Origin of the sequence: Glaciibacter superstes DSM 21135 (assembly GCF_000421145.1) — a bacterium.
Classification (GTDB): Bacteria; Actinomycetota; Actinomycetes; order Actinomycetales; family Microbacteriaceae; genus Cryobacterium; species Cryobacterium superstes.
Window position 1 is genome coordinate 341,957 of sequence record NZ_ATWH01000003.1, and the last position, 18,910, is coordinate 360,866.

The 18,910-nt window shown below is 66.0% G+C and carries 17 protein-coding genes and 1 rRNA gene; 8 read left to right on the forward strand and 10 right to left on the reverse strand.

All coding sequences use genetic code 11. The features are described 5' to 3' along the window. Positions 1-41: 41 nt before the first annotated feature. Complete coding sequence (locus K323_RS24470) at positions 42-350, forward strand: helix-turn-helix domain-containing protein (RefSeq protein ID WP_022884372.1); 309 nt, start codon at positions 42-44, stop codon at positions 348-350. 37 nt (positions 351-387) lie between these two features. Here K323_RS24470 and K323_RS0105930 read toward each other — a convergent pair whose 3' ends face one another. Further along, positions 388-984 (reverse strand): hypothetical protein, encoded by a 597-nt coding sequence (locus K323_RS0105930; protein WP_022884373.1) that lies wholly within the window; start codon positions 982-984, stop codon positions 388-390. A gap of 193 nt (positions 985-1,177) precedes the next feature. On the opposite strand from K323_RS0105930, the gene K323_RS0105935 reads away from it, so the two are divergent. Then, positions 1,178-1,711, forward strand: a complete 534-nt coding sequence (locus K323_RS0105935) for an Rv3235 family protein (protein WP_022884374.1) — start codon at positions 1,178-1,180, stop codon at positions 1,709-1,711. A 4-nt stretch (positions 1,712-1,715) separates the two neighbouring features. Here K323_RS0105935 and K323_RS24475 read toward each other — a convergent pair whose 3' ends face one another. The 7 genes from K323_RS24475 to mtrA all read right to left on the reverse strand — a co-directional run bounded on the left by K323_RS24475 (position 1,716) and on the right by mtrA (position 10,812). Further along, entirely contained in the window at positions 1,716-2,204 is a 489-nt protein-coding gene (locus K323_RS24475) for a DUF2871 domain-containing protein (protein ID WP_022884375.1), read from the reverse strand. 52 nt (positions 2,205-2,256) lie between these two features. After that, a complete protein-coding gene (gene secA, locus K323_RS0105945) occupies positions 2,257-5,082 on the reverse strand; it encodes a preprotein translocase subunit SecA (protein WP_022884376.1) in 2,826 nt (941 codons plus the stop codon). A gap of 61 nt (positions 5,083-5,143) precedes the next feature. Continuing rightward, complete coding sequence (hpf, locus tag K323_RS0105950) at positions 5,144-5,845, reverse strand: ribosome hibernation-promoting factor, HPF/YfiA family (protein ID WP_026851302.1); 702 nt, start codon at positions 5,843-5,845, stop codon at positions 5,144-5,146. Positions 5,846-6,010: 165 nt separating this feature from the next. Next, complete coding sequence (locus K323_RS24480) at positions 6,011-6,700, reverse strand: ComF family protein (protein WP_022884378.1); 690 nt, start codon at positions 6,698-6,700, stop codon at positions 6,011-6,013. 105 nt (positions 6,701-6,805) lie between these two features. Then, positions 6,806-8,518: an LpqB family beta-propeller domain-containing protein gene (locus K323_RS24485; RefSeq protein ID WP_084697038.1), complete on the reverse strand. Its 1,713-nt coding sequence runs from the start codon at positions 8,516-8,518 to the stop codon at positions 6,806-6,808. Continuing rightward, positions 8,511-10,124, reverse strand: a complete 1,614-nt coding sequence (gene mtrB, locus K323_RS0105965; protein WP_022884380.1) for an MtrAB system histidine kinase MtrB — start codon at positions 10,122-10,124, stop codon at positions 8,511-8,513. The genes K323_RS24485 and mtrB overlap by 8 nt, the downstream gene beginning before the upstream one ends. Positions 10,125-10,131: 7 nt before the next feature. Further along, positions 10,132-10,812 carry an MtrAB system response regulator MtrA gene (mtrA, locus tag K323_RS0105970; protein ID WP_022884381.1) on the reverse strand — a complete coding sequence of 227 codons (681 nt, stop codon included), beginning with the start codon at positions 10,810-10,812 and terminating at the stop codon, positions 10,132-10,134. A gap of 133 nt (positions 10,813-10,945) precedes the next feature. Between mtrA and K323_RS24490 the strand changes: the two genes are divergently transcribed. The 5 genes from K323_RS24490 (at position 10,946) to K323_RS0105995 (ending at position 16,547) form a co-directional block, all read left to right on the forward strand. Then, on the forward strand, positions 10,946-12,172 hold the full coding sequence (locus tag K323_RS24490; protein ID WP_051147211.1) for a hypothetical protein: 1,227 nt from the start codon (positions 10,946-10,948) through the stop codon (positions 12,170-12,172). Next, the gene (locus K323_RS0105980; RefSeq protein WP_051147212.1) at positions 12,169-12,867 is read left to right on the forward strand and encodes a DUF4129 domain-containing protein; all 699 of its coding nucleotides are present in this window, start codon (positions 12,169-12,171) and stop codon (positions 12,865-12,867) included. The genes K323_RS24490 and K323_RS0105980 overlap by 4 nt, the downstream gene beginning before the upstream one ends. Continuing rightward, positions 12,864-14,186, forward strand: coding sequence for a DUF4350 domain-containing protein (locus tag K323_RS0105985; RefSeq protein WP_022884383.1), 1,323 nt, complete (start codon positions 12,864-12,866; stop codon positions 14,184-14,186). Before K323_RS0105980 ends, K323_RS0105985 begins: the two co-directional genes overlap by 4 nt. A 77-nt stretch (positions 14,187-14,263) precedes the next feature. After that, the gene (locus K323_RS0105990) at positions 14,264-15,235 is read left to right on the forward strand and encodes an AAA family ATPase (RefSeq protein ID WP_026851305.1); all 972 of its coding nucleotides are present in this window, start codon (positions 14,264-14,266) and stop codon (positions 15,233-15,235) included. 4 nt (positions 15,236-15,239) lie between these two features. Next, positions 15,240-16,547: a DUF58 domain-containing protein gene (locus K323_RS0105995; protein ID WP_022884385.1), complete on the forward strand. Its 1,308-nt coding sequence runs from the start codon at positions 15,240-15,242 to the stop codon at positions 16,545-16,547. A gap of 169 nt (positions 16,548-16,716) precedes the next feature. Here K323_RS0105995 and K323_RS0106000 read toward each other — a convergent pair whose 3' ends face one another. After that, a complete protein-coding gene (locus K323_RS0106000; RefSeq protein WP_022884386.1) occupies positions 16,717-17,712 on the reverse strand; it encodes a stage II sporulation protein M in 996 nt (331 codons plus the stop codon). 17 nt (positions 17,713-17,729) lie between these two features. Here K323_RS0106000 and K323_RS0106005 point away from each other — a divergent pair, with 17 nt between their 5' ends. Beyond that, entirely contained in the window at positions 17,730-18,545 is an 816-nt protein-coding gene (locus tag K323_RS0106005; RefSeq protein WP_157509352.1) for an RDD family protein, read from the forward strand. Between the two features lie 284 nt (positions 18,546-18,829). On the opposite strand, the gene rrf is transcribed toward K323_RS0106005, so the two are convergent. Beyond that, a 5S ribosomal RNA gene (gene rrf / locus K323_RS0106010) occupies positions 18,830-18,910 on the reverse strand; the annotation flags it as partial.

Sequence of the window (18,910 nt, forward strand, 5' to 3'; positions counted from 1 at the left end):
CAGGCGCCCCGCCAGGCCTCGCAACAACGGATAATCGATGCATGAACGATTCCGTGCCGTCCGACTCACTGGGCCGTTTCCTGACCCTCGGTGACACCGCGGAGCTCCTGAACGTCTCAGCGGCAGAGGCACTTGATCTGGTGCGCACCGGGGAACTGCCCGCGATTCGCATCGGAACCGGCCGCGTATGGCGGGTTGAACGCGCGGTTCTCGAGTCGTACATCGAGGCCAAGTACGAGGAGGCCAGGCGGATCGCCCTGTGGGAGCAGTCCGATTTTGCGAATCTCCCTGAGCTGTCTGGCGGCCAAATCATTCGACCGGACGGCCGAACGAGCCGTCCGGCACACTGAGCCGGCCGTCCAGCTCATCCCGTCCGGCTCATCCCGCTCAGCTCATCTTGATGAGGGCGATCTGGCTGAACGGCACCAGCCGGTACTGACGCACGTCGCGCGAACGTCTGAGCGTGCCGGCGTCGTGAACGGCGAGGTCGAGATGATCCCGCCCGACCCTGTCGATCGTTCCGCTCAGTGAGCCGGTTGGCGTGCAGATCTCGACGGTGCGTCGGCGGCGACAGAGATCTCGGACCACGAAGCTGAGCCCGATGCGGTCGACAACCCGTGCCGAAGATGGAGGTTCATCTGCCAGCGACGGTTCGACCTGCTCCCTGGCCAGGATGACGCCGGAGACGGCAGCCAGCGGGAGCACACACTGGGCTCGCCCTGCGCCTTCCACGAGGTCGGCCGCGAGCCAGTCCTTTCCGAATGTTGTCGGGCGCAGGGTGATCGCGTCACCGGTCACGAGTACGATCCGGAGGATTGCCCTTCCACCCGGGCCAGCCGAACTCGACAGGCTGGCGAGCCTGCTGCGAAGCGAGAGTCGGCCGAGGCGCAGCCTCTCCTCTTCCGCGCGCAGGTCGACCTCGTCGGCATTCAGCTCGTTTTCGAGCTGGCTCTCAAGGTCGTCGAACAGGTTGTCCCAGCGCACATCCTCGAAACTAGCCGGAATCGGCGCGCGGCGCCCACGTTATCCACAGGCCATATAAACCCTAGACACCGCGCGGGTGGGACTGGTTGAGTTTCTGCCAACGCTTGGCCCCTGAATGGGGCTACTGTGCGGCTAGCCCGATGCATCCGGCACCTGACGACGTCGACCAGACACCTCGCGCATCGGAGTCGCCATGAACCCTCGCCTCGCCCACGCCGTCGATACCCACGCCGTCGATACCCACGAAGCTGATAGTGACGCACCTGATACCGACGCAGAGGTTGCCGACGCCACTGAAACGCATTCTGTCGACGCGGGTCTCGCCGGCACCGATCTGGTCGCAGCCGGCACCGACTTCTTCGGCCATCAGCCGGCAACCCGCAGCGACCTGCCTGATCCTGAACCGCTGCTGATCAACCTGAGCCGGTGCGTGATCGAGGTGCTGGCCGGAGTACGCGAACTCGACCAGGTGGCCAGGTGGGTCAGCGACGATGTCTATCGGCATCTGCTCAAGCGTGTGGTGCTCTCGGCACGAGCCCGGGCGGTGAAAGGGCAGCGACCCCGGCGCCCCACGATCACGATCGGGCGGATCAGCACCTCAGAGCCGCGTGACGGTGTCATCGAGGCGGTAGTGATGGTGCACGGCAAAGGACGCGCCAGGGCGGTCGCCATCCGATTGGAGGGGCTCGACCACCGCTGGCGCGCCAGCGCCGTCAACGTGCTCTAGACGGTCACCGGGAGACGGCGTCTGTTGCCGACGTGGTGGCCGACGAAGTAGCCGATTGGTCGGCCGACGAGGTGACGGATGCCGCCTGCCGGTTTCCGAAGAGCCGGCTGCGAAGCGCGAGGAACAGCAGGACCATTCCCGCGGTGAGCAGCATGTGCCCGAGTCCGGCGATGCCCGCGATTGCGGAGCTGGACTCCTCGCCGAGCACGGTCAGAGACCCGTGGACAGCGAGCATGGCTGCGGTCAGCACGAGACCGGCGTTGTAGATCCAGAAGAACCAAGAGAACAGTTTGCTCTCGGAGAGCGCAAACAACTTCTCGAGCGCGAGCACGATCAGCAGCACGATGAACCCGAGGGTCAGCAGGTGCGTGTGAACCAGACCGAGCTGGGTGTCGCCGGTGAAGTCGTTCGCCTTGGTGAACTCACGGTAGAACAGCCCAGAGAGCACCCCGACGGCCATGTAAACGAACGAGGAGTAAAAGAGTTTCTTCATACTTCCAGCGTGCCCTGGGCGGGCCCCGTCAGCATCGTCCGAAAGTTTGAACCTACTTCTTCTTGCCCTGTGACCGCCGCTCGGCCCGGTTGGCCGGCGCAGCAGTGCCGCTGCCGGCTCCATCATCCGTGCGCTGGCCGAAGGCACCGCGCTGGGCGCCGGCTGCCGGAGCGGCCGGCGCTTCCTCGTTCTTGCCGGACGCGGCGGCAGCCCTGCGGGCGCGATCGGTCGCCGCCTGCTGGATCTGCCCGCGTTGGTTGCGTACCTCGACTCCGCCGGAGTCGCTCGGTGCGGTGTAGCTGAGCTTCTCCTGGCCAGACGAATCAGGGGTGAGTCCCTTCGCGGCGACGACCGGGGCAGAGACGGCACCCGGGGCCTGGCTGACCTCGACCTCGAGGTTGAACAGGAAGCCGACGGTCTCCTCGCGAATCTGTCCCATCATCTGCTGGAACATGGCGAAGCCCTCGCGCTGGTACTCGACCAGCGGGTCGCGCTGCGCCATCGCCCTGAGGCCGATTCCGTCTTTGAGGTAGTCCATCTCGTAGAGGTGGTCACGCCAACGACGATCTATCACCGACAGCACGACCCGGCGCTCCAACTCGCGCATCGCGGGGGCGCCTAGGGATTCTTCACGGTGCTGATAGGCGACCTTGGCATCGGAGATGATCTCTCGGCGCATGAAGTCACGGTTGATCTTGCCGCGGGTTCCGGCCTCCGTTACGACTTCGTCGATGGTCAGCCCGACTGGGTAGAGCGTCTTCAGCTCCGTCCACAGGGCGTCGAAGTCCCAGTCGTCGCCATTGCCCTCGCCGGTGTGCACGTCGAGCACCTCGTCAATCACGTCTTCGAGGAATCGCTGGGTGCGCTCGTGCAGGTCGTCACCCTCGAGGATGTGTCGGCGGTCTCCGTAAATCGCTTCACGCTGACGGTTCAACACATCGTCGTACTTCAGCACGTTCTTGCGGATCTCGGCGTTGCGGCCCTCGACCTGCGACTGCGCGCTGCGGATGGCACGGCTGACCACCTTGGATTCGATCGCCATGTCGTCCGGAACACCCTGGCGTCCCATCAGGCTCTCGGCGGCACCCGCGTTGAACAGGCGCATCAGGTCGTCGGTCAGAGACAGGTAGAAACGGCTCTCGCCCGGGTCTCCCTGGCGACCGCTACGACCTCGCAACTGGTTGTCGATGCGGCGGGATTCGTGCCGCTCGGTGCCGAGAACGTAGAGCCCTCCGGCCTCGATGACCTTGTCGGCCTCGCTCTGCACCTTCGCTTTGACCGCGGCGAACACGTCGTCCCAGGCGGTCTCGTACTCGTCAGGGGTGTCGACCGGGCTGAGGCCCTTGGCGTTCATCTCGGCGACTGCGAGGAACTCGGCGTTGCCGCCGAGCATCACGTCGGTACCACGACCGGCCATATTGGTGGCGACGGTGACCGAACCGAGCCGCCCGGCCTGGGCGACGATCGCAGCCTCACGCGCGTGGTTCTTCGCGTTGAGAACCTCGTGTCGCACGCCCTTCTTGGCGAGCAGGCGGGAGAGGTATTCGCTCTTTTCGACGCTGGTGGTTCCGACCAGGACCGGCTGGCCCTTCTCGTGGCGCTCCACGATGTCTTCGACGACCTGCCCGAACTTCGACTCTTCGTTCTTGTACACCAGGTCGGCCTGGTCGATTCGCTTCATCGGCTTGTTGGTCGGGATCGGGACAACACCGAGTTTGTAGGTGCTCATGAACTCGGCCGCTTCGGTCTCCGCGGTACCGGTCATGCCGGAGAGCTTCGAGTAGAGGCGGAAGTAGTTCTGCAGCGTCACGGTGGCGAGGGTCTGGTTCTCCGCCTTGACCGCGACGCCTTCCTTGGCCTCGATGGCCTGGTGGATGCCCTCGTTGTAGCGACGGCCCATCAGGATTCGACCGGTGTGCTCATCGACGATGAGCACCTCGCCGTTCATGACCACGTAGTCCTTGTCCTTCTTGAACAGGGCGTTGGCCTTGATGGCGTTATTGAGGAAGGAGATCAGCGGAGTGTTCGCGGATTCGTAGAGGTTGTCGATGCCGAGGTAGTCCTCGACCTTTTCGATACCGGGCTCGAGCACACCGACGGTGCGCTTCTTCTCGTCGACCTCGAAGTCCTCGTCGGGGACCAGGCGCTTCGCGAGGCTCGCGAATTCATTGAACCAGCGATTGGCTTCACCGGATGCCGGCCCAGAGATGATCAGCGGCGTGCGGGCCTCGTCGATCAGGATCGAGTCCACCTCGTCGACGATCGCGTAGTAGTGACCACGCTGCACCATGTCCGATGCCTGCCACGCCATGTTGTCGCGCAGGTAATCGAAGCCGAACTCGTTGTTCGTTCCGTACGTGACGTCGGCGGCATACTGCTCACGGCGCTCTGGCGGAGCCTGGCCCGAAACGATGCAGCCGGTGGTCATGCCGAGGGCGCGGAACACCCGGCCCATCAGCTCACTCTGGTAGCTCGCCAGGTAGTCGTTGACCGTGATGATGTGCACACCGCGGCTGGTGATCGCGTTCAGGTAGGCCGGAAGCGTCGCGACGAGGGTCTTCCCCTCGCCGGTCTTCATCTCGGCGATATTGCCGAGATGGAGACCGGCGCCACCCATCAGCTGAACGTCGAAGTGCCGCAGCCCCAGCGTGCGTTTCGAGGCCTCGCGCACCGCTGCGAAGGCTTCAGGCAGCAGATCGTCGAGCGACTCGCCGTTCGAGTACCGTTCGCGAAGCTCTACGGTCTCGTTCTTCAGCTCGTCATCGCTCAACCCCTGGAAGTCTTCTTCCAGCGCGTTGATGGCCTTCGCATAGTTTTCGAGGCGACGCAGGGTGCGCCCCTCACCAACACGAAGAACCTTTTCAAGAATTGAGGCCACGGATGCACTCCACTAGTCGTCACGGCGCATGGAAACACGCCTGTCGCCCAATGTTACTTGCTCAGCGGCTGCGTCTGCCTGCGCCCTGCGCCTCCAGGCGATCCTCTGACTGGTCTTCCAGCCCGATCACACCGTAGTCCCAGCCTTTTCTGCGGTAGACCACGCTCGGCCGACCCGTCTCTGAGTCCTGGAACAGGTAGAAGTCGTGCCCGACCAGTTCCATGAAGTACAGCGCATCGTCGACGGTCATCGGAGTCGACGCGAACACCTTCTTTCTGATGACAACGGGACTGTAGTCGTCTGCGTCCTCGGCATCCGCCGGCTCTTCGCTCACGATCGGGATCGCTCCGGTGCGCACCCGTTCCAGCACCTCGTCGCTGGCTGGCGTGATGTCGACGACCGCGTTGAATCCGCGACTGGAGGCTTCCTGCAGCGACATCGGGCGGTGTGCTCCACCACGGTGCACTTTCTTGCGATCCTTTGCCCTGCGCACACGTTCGAGCAGTCGCCCGAGGGCCACGTCGAAGGCTGCATACTTGTCAGAACCGTCGGCTTCCGCCCGCACAACGGGCCCCTTGCCGATCAGCGTCATTTCAACCCGGTCGTTTCCTGTCGAACCGTTCTTCTCACCGTGCCTGCTGAGCTTGATCTCCAGCGCGAGTGCTTTCTCGGCGAGGCTCGCCACCTTCTCGGACTTTTCTGTTGCATAGTCCCGAAATCGATCGGTGACCCCCAGGTTGCGTCCGACGATGTTAGTTTCCATGACGACCTCCTGATCCGGCAGTACCGCCCAGATTCCGGGCGGTCCTTTCGCGCCTTTCACCCCACCGTAGTCTGGCCCGGCCGATAAGTCACAGGAATTGCCGAGGAGTTTGCTGTGAAGGCCCAGATCTGTTTCTGTGAAGGCGCAGCGGTGTGCCGCACGGGCTCACACCACCGGATGCCGACGCCGTGTTTCTGCGAGAGTGACCATGCCGAGCACGTCAGCGCCGGCCGCGACCAGCGCACGACGCGCTTCAAGAAGCGTCGCTCCGGTGGTTACGATGTCGTCGACGACCAGGCAGCAGAAGCCCTCGAGACTGCGGCGCGCCACCAGGCTGCCGCGTTTGTTCTGCCTGCGCCCGATTGCACCGAGTCCGACCTGGTCGACAGACTGCGTTCCGGTGCGAAGCACGGCCGGACGAAGCACCTCGGATGCGGCCAGCCCGCCGCGCTTCAACATCAGCTCGACCGGGTGGAAGCCCCGGATCCGCCACGCGGTCCGCGACGACGGAATGGTCACCAGGTGCACAGTCCGCGCGTGCGGTGGCGCGTGGGCGAGAGCCGCAACCACGGCTTCCCTGAGCGGTGCGGCGAGCGCCTTTGCGGCATCCGTTCGCCCGCCGTCTTTGTATGCGCCGATCACCCGGCGGGCCACGCCGGAGTAGTCGAGCGCAGACCAGACCGCAACGTCGTCGCGCGTCGAGACGTGAACGGATGCCGCCAGGGCGACCCGGCACACCGGGCAGAGGCCGCGGTCGGGGGCGCCGCAGCCGCTGCAGTCCACCGGCGAGAGCACCGCCCAGGCGTCGAGCACCGCGCCAAGCAATGCGCCCGTGATCGGTTCGGAGAATTTCACCCACCCAGCATCGCCCCACCACGAGCGTGCAGATCTCCGCAGCTGTCAATCTGTGGACAACGCCCAACGGGAACGCCTGTGGAGTGCAGCGCCACGGAGTGCCCCCTACCGCGGCACTCCCTGCTGCGTGGCCACAAGCACCACCTGGTCAACACGATCCTGCCAGCCGACGACGCCACGCTGCACGGCAAGCACGCCGGCCCCGGTCAGTGCGCGCAGCTCCCGGAGGGTGTTGCCGCCGGTGATCGTCACGGTGCCGGGCGCCGATTCGAGTTCGTCGCTGACGCCGCCGATCCGCTGGGTGGCGATCGTGCTCTCTCCGCTCGGAGTTGTGCTCAACGCCGCCACGGTCAGTTCGTCGACCCAGGCCACGTCCTGTGGCACACCTGCCTCGGTTGCCAGGTAGACCGGCTCCCCGAGGGCGACCGGCGCCGACTTCTCCCGTTTGATCGCGGTGACGACGAACCGGGTCTCCGTGCCCGCCGTCCAGAGCGCGACCAGCCTGGTCCCGTCGCGGGAGATCGCGATCGCCTGGATCGAGCTCGCCTCGTGCCAGGGCGTCGGCACGGCGATCGCCTCACCACTCGGACTGTAGGCGAACAGCTCGCCCGGCCGCGCCGTCGGCACCGACCAGACATAGCCGTACCCGTCGACGGCCGGAGCCACCAGTCCGTCACGCGGGTCGAGCTGCACAGCATCATCTCCGGCGTTCACCCCCCAGACTCCGTTGGCGTTCCGAACGGCAGCCCGCTCCTGGTCAGGCGCCAGCGTCACGGCCGACGGCGCCAGGCCGACGATCGCCTCTGACAGACCGGCGACAGGCGAGAGTTCTGTACCGGTGGCCGCGAGAAATCCGAATTTACCGTCGCGCAAGATCAGCGCGCGCGTATCCACCCTGGGCTTCACGATCGGTGCAGCGGCCCCGAGGTCGCCGGAGTCCTGCACGTTGTCGTTGATCGAGAGCGTCACCGAGGTTCCCGGTGCCAGGCTGTTGACCAGTTGCGCGCGCATCCTCTGCAGGGTGATGGCGTCAGCGTTCAGGGCTTCGTTGTTCAGATCGACCTTGGCGTCGCGCGCCACCACCTGGACGGCGTCGGCCGTCAGCGCCGTGCCCTCCGGGAATGCCGTTGTGACGGCGCCGAGCAGCCACGGACTCGGCCCGGCGAGCAGACCCTTCACGATTCTGGTGGGGGAGGATGCCCCGCTCGGGTACCAGCGCAGGTCAGGCACCAGGTAGTCGAAGCCAGGATCGAAGAAGTACAGCGCCTGGGCGCTGAAGACGCTGGCGAACGTGCTCGCATCCACAACAGTGCCGTTCGGCGCCTCACTGATGCGCCACTCGCCGTCGATCATCACGAATTCGTATGGCAGCGGCACCGGCACGCGCGAGTCGAATTCTTCGTATTGCCCGGTGGCGTTCACGGCGGCGACCGGCGTCACCGAGAATTGCATGGCAGAGGCATCGAGCGCGTTCACCGAGCGGTTGCTGCCGTCGTCGACGGTGACGCCGGCGTCCGGGTCCCAGCTGTCGGAGAAGTCTGGCGTGAGGAATTCGCGGGCGACCGCGTAGTTCCCTTGTGGGCTGGAGGCGGCGTCGATGAATCCGCGCAGTATCGATTCCTGGTCGGCCCCGGTCTGCGGTCCTGACGGGAGAAAGACCGGGGCCGGGTTGTCGCCGGCCTCGGCCGGTTGCCCGACCTGCACTCCGCCGTCACGCGGAATCCCGCTACACGCAGTCAGCACTGCGGCGAGCACCGCGAAGCCCGCCAGCATCCGGAAGCGCCTGGAGAACCGAGCCTTTCGGAAAAACTTAGACATGCGGCCCTCCGATGTCGTCCGGTGGCAGGGGCAGGGGCGAGGCGGTGACAGCGTCTCCCGCACGCCGCGGCACCGTCAGCCGGAAACATGACCCCTCTCCAGGGCTCGACCAGACCTGCAGCCAACCACCGTGGGCGCTGGCATCCTCACGCGAGATCGCGAGGCCGAGGCCGGTACCGCCGATCGTGCGTTGCCGGGACGGATCCGCCCGCCAGAACCTGTCGAAGACATGGGTGACCTCCGTCTGGCTCATTCCCAGCCCGTAGTCGCGCACCGCGATCGCAACCGAGTTCTGGTTGCTGTCCACCGACACCACCACTGGCTTGCCTTCTCCGTGTTCGATCGCGTTCCCGATGAGGTTCTGCAGCACGCGACGGATGCGACGGGGGTCGACCTCAGCGTTGAGATGACCACCGGGCGCGACCAGCCGCAAGTCGATGCCTTTTGACTCCCCCAGCGACCGCATGCCGTCGATGACATCCTCTGCCAGGTGCACGAGATTCGTCGGCTCTGGGTCGAGCGACACAGAGCCCGCGTCATACCTGCTGATCTCCAGCAGGTCAGCGAGCAGCAGCTCGAAGCGCTCCACCTGCGTGTGCAGCAGTTCCGCAGTGCGCCCCGCCGCCGGGGGGAATACGGCACGCTGGTCGAAGAGCACATCACCGGCGAGACGGATGGTGGTCAGTGGCGTTCGCAGTTCGTGTGAGACATCGGAGACGAAGCGCTGCTGCACCTCCGAGAGTTCGGCGAGTTCCTTGATCTGGCTCTGCAGGCTGTCGGCCATTCCGTTGAACGACCTGGCCAGGGTGGCGATGACATCCTCCCCCTTCTCGGGGATCCGCACCTCGAGGTCACCAGATGCCAATTTCTGGCTGGTCTCCGCCGCCACCCGGATCGGAGTGACCACAAACCGCACCACAATCCAGGTCACGGCACCGATCAACAGGATGAGGGCGAGCCCGGAGATCAGCAGGGTCTGCTGAAGGAACGACAGCGTCGACTCCGCGTCGCGCAGGCTGTAGCCGATGTAGAGCTCGTATCGCCCGGCGACGGGCAGCCGCAGTTGCGACCCCACGATCACGCCGGGGTATTCTGAGCCGTCGTCGTCCTGGAACGTGACCGACTGCCAGTACTGGTCGCCGCCATGTTCCTGTACGGCGGCCTGCAGGTCAAGCGAGATTGCGCCCGTCGAATCGCCGAACTTCGAGAAGTCCTGGGGCGCGACGGTCGACGGATCCTGCCCTGGCACCCGGAACAGGGCGATCATGCTGCTGGAGGATGCGGTGCTGATCGCCGAACTCGCAGAGTCCTGGAGCGCCTGCACCTGCACTCGGTCGATCGCGTCCGACGAGTCGAGAATTCCCTGGGCGGATGCTGTCGCTCGGTTCGAATCCAGCAGTACCTGGCCCAGCCGCGACTGAAAGAGGTCATTTCCCACGCTGGCAGAGGTGTAAGCGCCGACCAGCACGATGGCGATGCCCGACAGCACCACGGTGATGGTCACGGTGCGAAACTGCAGCGACGAGCGCCAGCTGGCGGCCAGGAATCCCGGCCACGAGCGCCACGACCGCCAGTCGACTCTGGACTGCCCGCCCGAAGTGGCCACCAGAACCCTAGGTGACGGCGCCGGCCCGGTAGCCGACCCCGCGCACGGTCATGACGATCTTCGGGTTGTCAGGGTCGTCCTCCACCTTGGCGCGCAGCCGTTGCACGTGCACATTGACGAGGCGGGTGTCTGCCTTGTAGTGGTAGCCCCAGACCTCTTCGAGGAGCATCTCCCTGGTGAACACCTGCTGTGGCTTGGACGCCAACGCCAGCAGCAGGTCGAACTCAAGCGGCGTCAGGTTGATGCGGGTGTCGCCGCGCGTCACCTCGTGGCCGGCGGCATCCACCACCAGGTCGCCGATGTGCAGGCTGTCTGTGGCCCCGGCGGCCGTCGGGCGAAGCCGGGTCTTGATCCTGGCGACCAGCTCCTTGGGGTTGAACGGCTTCACCATGTAGTCGTCCGCGCCGGACTCGAGTCCTTTGACCACATCGGTGGTATCCGACTTGGCGGTGAGCATGATGATCGGTGTGCCGGACTCCGCCCTGATCAGAGTGCAGACCTCAATGCCGTCCATGCCCGGCAGCATCAGGTCAAGCAGCACGAGGTCGGGTTTCGATGAGCGAAAGGCCTCGAGAGCCTCCGAACCGTCTGCGCAGAACGTGGGCTCGAACCCTTCACCCTCGAGGACGATTCCGATCATCTCGGACAGGGCGGTGTCATCGTCGACAACCAGAATTCGTGCGTTCATGCGACCGTTTCCGCTCAACTCGGCCTCGCTCGGGCGGCGAGGTCCTGCAATCTCTGTCCTCAGAGTAGCCGAGTGGCCCGCACAAAGACCGGTAAACGTGTGCAGAACCGCGGTGTGTGCCAGCATTGACAGGGTGACGGACTCGCAGAACTGGCAGCCACCCACCGGCGATGGAACGAACAACGACGGCACGACCGGCAGAGTGCCGACGGATGGCAGGCGAACGGATGACAGGCCCGCCGATGGCAGGCCAGCATACGGCGAGTACAGCCAGACGGGCGGTTTCCCTCCTCCCGGGCGACCTTCGACGGGGTATGCACCGCCCCGTGGCGCACAGCCGGGCTGGACCCCTCCGCCCAAGCCCGGCCTGATCCCGCTGCGGCCGCTCAGTTTCGGCGCCCTGCTCGGTACTCCGTTCCTTGTGCTCAGGCGCAACCCGAAGGCGACCTTCGGCAGCGCGCTGCTGATTCAGGCCGGCATCACGCTGTTCAGCCTGCTGGTGGTCGGCCTGGTCTCGTATTTTGCGTTCACCAGGGTCGCCTCGGCGCCGCAGGATGAGCAGGCTGCCGTCGAAGCCGGGGCGACGGTCACCGTCATCCTTTCGGCGCTGATCCCGATGGCGTTGTCGCTGGTTGCTTCCGCCCTGTTGCAAGGCATCATCGTGTTGGAGGTCGCGCGCGGCACGCTCGGCGAGAAGTTGCGCATGTGGGCGCTGTGGCGCGCCGCCGGTCGTCGACTCTGGCCACTCGTGCTCTGGACGATCCTGCTCTTCGCGGCCGTCGTCGTCTCAATTGCCATCGTCGGCGGATTGACCGCCCTCTTCGCCATCCTCGGCGGCGTCTGGGTCGCCCTGGCGTTCGCCGTCGGGATCATCGGCGGCCTCGGACTTCTGGTTCTCTGGGCCTGGCTGTACACCAAGACATCACTGGTGCCGAGCCTGATCGTGCTCGAGCGGCTCGACATCCGTTCGTCTGTTGGGCGGTCGTGGCACCTGACGAACGGCTATTTCTGGCGCACGTTCGGAATCCAGCTGCTGGTCGCCGTCATGATCAACATCGTCGCGCAGGTTGTCACGACACCACTCAGTCTCCTGTTCGGCGTGGCCGTGACGCTGGTCGACCCGAACGGCGCATTCGATGCGTACATCCCGTCGATCATCCTGTATGTGCTCATTCTCTTTGTCGCGCTCGTGCTTGGCGCGGTCACGTCGGTGATCCAGTCCGCGACCACGGCGCTGATCTACATTGACCTGCGGATGCGGAAAGAGGGCCTCGACCTCGACCTGGCGCGCTTTGTGGAATCCGCCCAGCACAGTGGAGCGTCACTGCCAGACCCGTACCTCGCGCCAGCCATGGCATGATCGCTCCCCTGCTGCATGCTCCGCTGCTGGCTCCTCCGCTGCTGGGCTCTTCTGGCATCCCGGTCGATCCGACCGCGCCTGAGGCACGGCGCTGGCTACAGGAAGAACTGGCGAAGGCGCCGTATGAGGCCGCTCGCCCAACGTGGTTCGACCGGCTCTCGAAGGCCTTCTTCGACTGGCTGGAATCGCTGACGGCACCGAGTGGTGACGGGCTGGGTGCCTGGATTCCGCTGATCATCACGGTCATCGTCGTGGCGGTGCTGGTGACGGCGTTCCTGATCTTCGGCCTGCCGAGACTGAACCGGCGCAGCCGCCTCACCCCCGAACTCTTCGGGGAGGACGACCGCCGCAGTGCCGATGACATGCGCCGCGCTGCCAGGGCGGCCGCGGCATCCGGCGACTGGAGCCTCGCCTGCCAGGAGCAGTTCAGGGCCATCGCGCGTTCCCTCGCCGAACGTACCGTGCTGGTTGTCACCCCCGGCACGACGGCCCATCACTTCGCACGCAGAGCGCAGGCGGCGTTCCCGGCGGAATCCGTGCGCCTGGAGGAAGCGGCCGACCTGTTCGACCGCGTGCGGTATCTCGACAAGCCGGCAACCGAGAAGGACTTCCGCGGTCTCGACACGCTCGACGGAGACCTGGGTCGCATCAGCCCCGGGGTACTTCAGCCGCCTGCAGCGATGGTGTCCTCATGACGGTCACCAGCGCGAAGCGACCAGGCCAGGCGGGCCGAACGGATGCCGCGGGCCGAACGGATGCCGCGGGCCGAACGGATGCCGCGGCCGACGCCGTGTCGACGACCCCCACTGTGCGCGCGGCCGGCCGGAAGGCGCTGTTCTGGGTGGTGGCCGGGGTCGGCGCCGTACTGGTCTCGATCGCAGCCACACTCATTGCCGGGGGAACCTCCGCGGCCGGCCCACCGCTCGCGGCAGACAACCCTGCTCCCGTCGGCGGCATGGCTCTCGTGGAGGTTCTCAGGCAGCAGGGCGTGACGGTCACCGTCGCCGACAGCCTCAACGAAGCGCGGTCAGCGGCATCCGCTGCTGACAACCCGACCGTGTTCTTCTACGGGGCTGACGGGTACCTGGACGACGACCAACTGCGCGATCTGGCGGGGATCGCTCCGCGTCTCGTGGTCGCCGACCCTGATTTCGCCCAGTTGCAGGCCTTTGCCCCCCTGGTCGGCTCCGGAGGAGTCTCCAGCGCAGATGAGCTCTCCGCACAGTGTGACGTTCCGGCGGCGGTTCGGGCCGAATCGGTGTCTCCTGGTGGCGCAACGCTCGGCATCGAGGTCGGTGACGATGTGGACGGCCAGGGCAGTGACGTCGACCTGATCGGGTGTTTCCCCACCGAAGGGAATTCTGGCACCACATACGCGATGGTCCAGCAGGTCACGGCCGGCGAGCAGGTGACCCTCGTGGCCGGCACCGCGGTGTTCAGCAACGAGACCATCACCAGCGACGGCAATGGAGCACTCGCCCTTGGTCTGCTCGGTGAGAGCGACACGCTGGTCTGGTACCTGCCGACGCTGGCGGATGTCGCCGTGGCCGGTCCCCCGTCACTCGGTGAGCTGACTCCCGGGTGGGTGACCCCGGTCCTGCTGTTGCTCGTTCTCGCCGTCATTGCCGCTGCCATCTGGCGCGGTCGCCGCTTCGGCCCCCTCGTCGCCGAGAACCTTCCGGTCACAGTGAAGGCGAGCGAGACGATGGAGGGCAGAGCCAGGCTCTACGCTCGAAGTTCGGCACGCCTGAGAGCCATCGATGCTCTTCGGATCGGCACGGTGCAGCGCCTGGCCACGCAGCTGGGTCTGGCGCGTTCAGCCGGGCTCGACGAGGTGGTGGGCGCGGTCGCCGCCCTGACCGACAGGCCGGTGTCAGAGGTGCGCCGGATTCTGGTTGACGAAGCTCCAGAGGGCGATCGCGCCCTGGTCGCCCTCTCCGACCGTCTCGCTGAACTCGAACGCCAGGCCGTCAGGGCCACTACCGGCACCGCACACGGAAGAATGGACACATGACAACTCCCGAACCGACCGCGCAGACCGATCAGGCAGATCAGACCGATCAGGCCGAGCCACGCCCCGTTCGGGCCACCATGGTCGGAGCGGCCGGAGACTCCGGAGCACTCCGAGCCTCCCTGGCCCAGGTGCGCACCGAAGTCGGAAAGGCCGTTGTCGCACAGGACGGCGCCGTCACCGGCCTGATCATCGCGCTGCTGGCTCGCGGCCACGTGCTGCTCGAGGGTGTGCCCGGCGTCGCCAAGACGCTGCTGGTGCGCGCGCTCAGTCACGCGCTCAGCCTCGACACCAAGCGGGTGCAGTTCACCCCTGACCTCATGCCGGGCGACGTGACCGGGTCACTCATCTACGACGCGAAGGCCGGCGAGTTCGAGTTCCGCAAGGGGCCGGTGTTCACGAACATCATGCTGGCCGACGAGATCAACCGCACGCCGCCCAAGACGCAGTCCGCGCTCCTCGAGGCGATGGAAGAGCGCCAGGTCAGCGTCGACGGGGTGTCCCTTCCGCTTCCGGTGCCCTTCATCGTCGCCGCGACCATGAACCCCATCGAATACGAGGGAACTTACACACTGCCGGAGGCACAGCTCGACCGGTTCCTGCTGAAGCTGGTGCTCGACATTCCTGAGCGCGACGCCGAGATCGAGGTGCTGCGCAGGCATGCGGCCGGATTCAACCCCCGCGATCTCGCAGGCGCGGGTGTCACCGCTGTTCTCGGGGCCGACCAGCTGGCGGCGGCGCAGGCGGCAGCGGCAGCCGTCGGTGTCAGTGACGATGTCATGGCCTACGTCGTCGACCTGGCCCGCGCGACCAGGCAGAGCCCCTCGGTCAAGCTCGGCGTCAGCCCGCGCGGAACGACGGCTCTGCTGGCATCGGCAAAGGCGTGGGCGTGGCTGAGCGGCTACGACTCGATCACACCGGATCACGTGCAGGCCATGGTGCTGCCGGTCTGGAGGCACCGCATCCAGTTGCGTCCAGAGGCCGAACTCGAGGGTGTCTCTGTGGACGCGATCCTGCGCGCGATCATGCAGCAGGTCCAGGTTCCGATCTAGCGCCATGACCTTCACCGGACGCTACGTCGCACTCCTCGCCATCGGCGTGGTGCCGATTGTGCTGTTCGGGCCCAGCATGGGCGAAGCCGCGGTCGTGCTCGGCGGGTGGCTCCTGCTCACGATCGTGCTCGGCGTCGTCGACCTGGCACTGGCCGCTTCCCCGCGACGCCTGTCACTGGCCCGCAGCCTCCCCTCCCGCGTGCGCTTGGGAGAAACGGTCGCCAGCGAGCTCTACCTGACCAATACCGGGCGACGGATGCTGCGAGCCGTCGTTCGGGACGGCTGGCAGCCGCCTGCCGGCGCAGGCGACAATCGCACGAGAGTGCGGATCCCGACCGGCGAACGCCGACTGGTCACCCTCGCTCTCACGCCCTTCCGTCGAGGGGAGCGACGCGTCGAACAGGTCACGGTTCGTTCGTTCGGGCCGCTCGGGCTCTGGGCGAGGCAGGCGACGCTGACCGCACCGGGGCAGATCAGGGTGCTGCCACCGTTTCTCGCCAGGAAACACCTGCCGTCGCGGATCGCCAGGCTCAAGGAACTTGACGGACTCACCAGTGTCATGGTGCGCGGGCAGGGAACGGAGTTCGACTCCCTGCGGGAGTATGTGCGCGGCGACGACGTGCGGTCGATCGACTGGCGGGCGACGGCCAGACGCAATGACGTGATGGTGCGCACCTGGCGTCCTGAACGCGATCGTCGGGTCGTCATTCTCGTGGACACAGGGCGCACATCGGCAGCCAGGGTCGACGACGAACCGCGGCTGGACACGGCATTTGAAGCGTCGTTGCTCCTGGCGGCTCTTGCGTCCCGGGCCGGAGACCGAGTCGACTTTGTCGCGTGGGATCGCCGGGTTCGCGGTCGCGTGCAGGGCACCCAGGGTGCTGAGCTGCTCTCGCGGATGGTCGACACAATGGCGTTGATCGAGCCGGAGCTGATCGAGCCTGACTGGTCGGCGGTGCCGGCGCAGGTGCGGTCGGTCACCAACCAACGCGCGCTCGTTGTCCTGTTGACGTCAGTGGATGCCGCCGGTGCGGCGAGCGGGCTGCTTTCGGTGTTGCCGCAGTTGACCAGCCGCCACACGGTGGTCGTGGCATCCGTCACCGATCCGCAGGCCTCGAGAGCCGTCCGGGAACGGTCGACCCGCGAAGAGGTCTACCGCGCAGCAGCGGCGGAGCGCGCCATGCTTGATGTGGCGCGGGTGTCGGCCGCGATCCGTCAGCTCGGCGGTGAGGTCGTCACCGGCTCTCCGGCCGACCTGCCGCCCGCTCTGGCTGACCGCTACATCGCCCTCAAGGCCGCCGGCCGCCTCTGACCTCGCGGTTGGTCAGACCGGGGCAGATTCCGCCCGCCGAGCCCTGACCTGTGCACTCTCGCCGGGTCAGGGAAGGTGCTCAAGTCGCGGCTCGACGCCGACCAGCCGACCCAGGTGTTCAGCCGACCCAGGTGTTCAGCCGACCCAGGCACTCAGCCGGCACACGTACTCACCCAGCCCAGATACGGCGGCTGCCGGACTCGAACTCGCCGAGGTCACCGGTCTCGCCTGCCAGGGTCGCGCGCCGACCGAGAATCAGCATGTACGCCAGGAACGCGAGCAGCGCGAGCACCCCGATGCCGATCTTCACCGGCCACGGCCACGGCGCCGGGGTCACAAAACCCTCGATGATCCCGGAGACCAGGAGCACGAGCACCAAGCCGATCGCCACGGTGAAGAGGGCGCGGGCATCCTCGGCAAGTGCCTGCCCGCGGGTTCGTGTCCCCGGCGCGATCCACGCCCAGAAGATGCGCAGTCCACCCGCCGCGGCAACAAAGATCGCGGTGAGCTCGAGCAGTCCGTGCGGCAAGATGTAGAGGAAGAAGACGTCGCCCTTGTCGTAGGCGAACATAACGGCGGCGGTGATGCCGAGGCTTTGGGCGTTCGTCAGCACGATGTATGGCACGTACACGCCGACGATCCCGAAGGCTATGCACTGCGCGGCGATCCAGGCGTTGTTCGTCCAGACCAGGCCCGTGAACGATGCGGCGGGATTCTCCGAGTAGTAATCGACGAAATCTTCGTTCGCGAGCTTCTGGAGTTCGGCATCCGACCCGACGTTCGCCAGCACCTGGGGGTTCCCAGACGCCCACAGCGCATAGAGGCCGGCAACCACGACCGTGACCAGGGCAACAGCGAGCGTCAGCCAGCGCAGCCGATAGAGTGCGGCGGGAAGTTGCAGCACGAAGAACCGCGGCAGCTGCGCGAGCAGGTTGGCGCTCGCGCCGGTGAATCGCAGTCGGGCGCGGGACAGCGAGACGGAGAGGCGGTCGCCCTGCACGGTCGAACCCGCCGTCGTTTTGATCGCAGAAAGCTGTGTGGCACCCGACTGGTAGCGCTCGATGAGTTCGTCCGCTTCCGGTCCGGAAAGTGCCCGCCGATTGCCGAGTTCGGCAAGGCGGTCCCATTCGGCGCGATGCGCGGCTGAGTATGCGTCGAGATCCATCTGATTCAATAGTAGACATGGCAGACGACGATGAGCTCGTCACCGGCGAGGCCGTTGCACTCGATGTTCGTCCAGCCGGTGTGATCTTGCGTGCAGCAGGCACCATCATCGATGCCCTCGCATATCTGCTGGTCTATGTTGGCGTTGCGCTGCTCATCATCATGGTTTTCGGCGACTCTCTCGATGCGGCCCTGGTACAGGCACTGTCGATCGGTGGACTGGTCTTCTGCATCCTGGTGATCCCGATGCTCGTGGAGACTGTCACCGGAGGGCGGTCTCTGGGCAAACTGGCGATCGGTGCGCGCATTGTGCGGGATGACGGCGGTGCCATCGGGTTCCGTCATGCTTTTGTGCGTGCGCTGGTCGGCGTGATCGAAATCTTCATGACGCTCGGCGGGCTCGCCGCCGTGACCGCACTCCTGAACGGCAAGGCCAAGCGGCTTGGCGACTTCCTGGCCGGCACCTACAGCCAGCACGAGCGGGTGCCACAACTGACGGAGCCGGTCTATGGTGTGCCGACGGAACTCGCTGTGTGGGCGCAGACCGCCGATGTCGCAAAGCTTCCGGATGCACTCTCCCGCCGCATCGCCCAGTTCTTACGCCAGGCGTCGCGCCAGACACCAACGACGAGGCAACGGATGTCGGCCGACCTCGCACACGAGGCGGCACCGTATGTCTCGCCCCTTCCTGAAGCGCACCCAGAGGCGTTCCTGGCAGCGGTCGCTGCCATCCGCCGAGACCGGGAGTATGCGGCTCTGATGCTCGAGCGCGAGCGCCTGGAGCGCCTCGAGCCGGTCCTCCACGGATCCCCGCACGACTTCCCCCACCGCTAGCCTTCCCCTTACCTCCCCCGCACTGCAGCTGCTCTACCCACTCCCTCAACAGCGAGAGCGCAGTGCGCAGGCTGGGTGGCAGGGTTCGGCGGGGTGTCGAGTTATCGGTGGTTGGATGCCGCCAATCGTCTATGGGTCTCGACAAGCTCGACCAACGGTGGCGGCGTCCAGCCGCCGATTGTTTGAGCTGAGGAGCCGAATCCTGCCACCCAGCCCACCAACGCAGGCGTTAACGCAAGAAAGCCACCCCCGAAGGGATGGCTTTCAAGCTGTTTCTAAGTTAAGTCCGGCGGTGTCCTACTCTCCCACAGGGTCCCCCCTGCAGTACCATCGGCGCAGAGAGTCTTAGCTTCCGGGTTCGGAAT

Bases quoted from the DNA above. Each gene is read 5' to 3' on its own strand.
- K323_RS0105985 (WP_022884383.1), top strand. From the start codon at position 12,864: ATGACGGTCACCAGCGCGAAGCGACCAGGCCAGGCGGGCCGAACGGAT.
- K323_RS0105935 (WP_022884374.1), top strand. From the start codon at position 1,178: ATGAACCCTCGCCTCGCCCACGCCGTCGATACCCACGCCGTCGATACC.
- K323_RS0105995 (WP_022884385.1), top strand. From the start codon at position 15,240: ATGACCTTCACCGGACGCTACGTCGCACTCCTCGCCATCGGCGTGGTG.
- K323_RS0106005 (WP_157509352.1), top strand. From the start codon at position 17,730: ATGGCAGACGACGATGAGCTCGTCACCGGCGAGGCCGTTGCACTCGAT.
- K323_RS24470 (WP_022884372.1), top strand. From the start codon at position 42: ATGAACGATTCCGTGCCGTCCGACTCACTGGGCCGTTTCCTGACCCTC.
- K323_RS24485 (WP_084697038.1), bottom strand. From the start codon at position 8,518: ATGTCTAAGTTTTTCCGAAAGGCTCGGTTCTCCAGGCGCTTCCGGATG.
- K323_RS0106000 (WP_022884386.1), bottom strand. From the start codon at position 17,712: ATGGATCTCGACGCATACTCAGCCGCGCATCGCGCCGAATGGGACCGC.
- K323_RS24475 (WP_022884375.1), bottom strand. From the start codon at position 2,204: ATGAAGAAACTCTTTTACTCCTCGTTCGTTTACATGGCCGTCGGGGTG.
- K323_RS0105980 (WP_051147212.1), top strand. From the start codon at position 12,169: ATGATCGCTCCCCTGCTGCATGCTCCGCTGCTGGCTCCTCCGCTGCTG.
- mtrA (WP_022884381.1), bottom strand. From the start codon at position 10,812: ATGAACGCACGAATTCTGGTTGTCGACGATGACACCGCCCTGTCCGAG.
- hpf (WP_026851302.1), bottom strand. From the start codon at position 5,845: ATGGAAACTAACATCGTCGGACGCAACCTGGGGGTCACCGATCGATTT.
- K323_RS0105990 (WP_026851305.1), top strand. From the start codon at position 14,264: ATGGTCGGAGCGGCCGGAGACTCCGGAGCACTCCGAGCCTCCCTGGCC.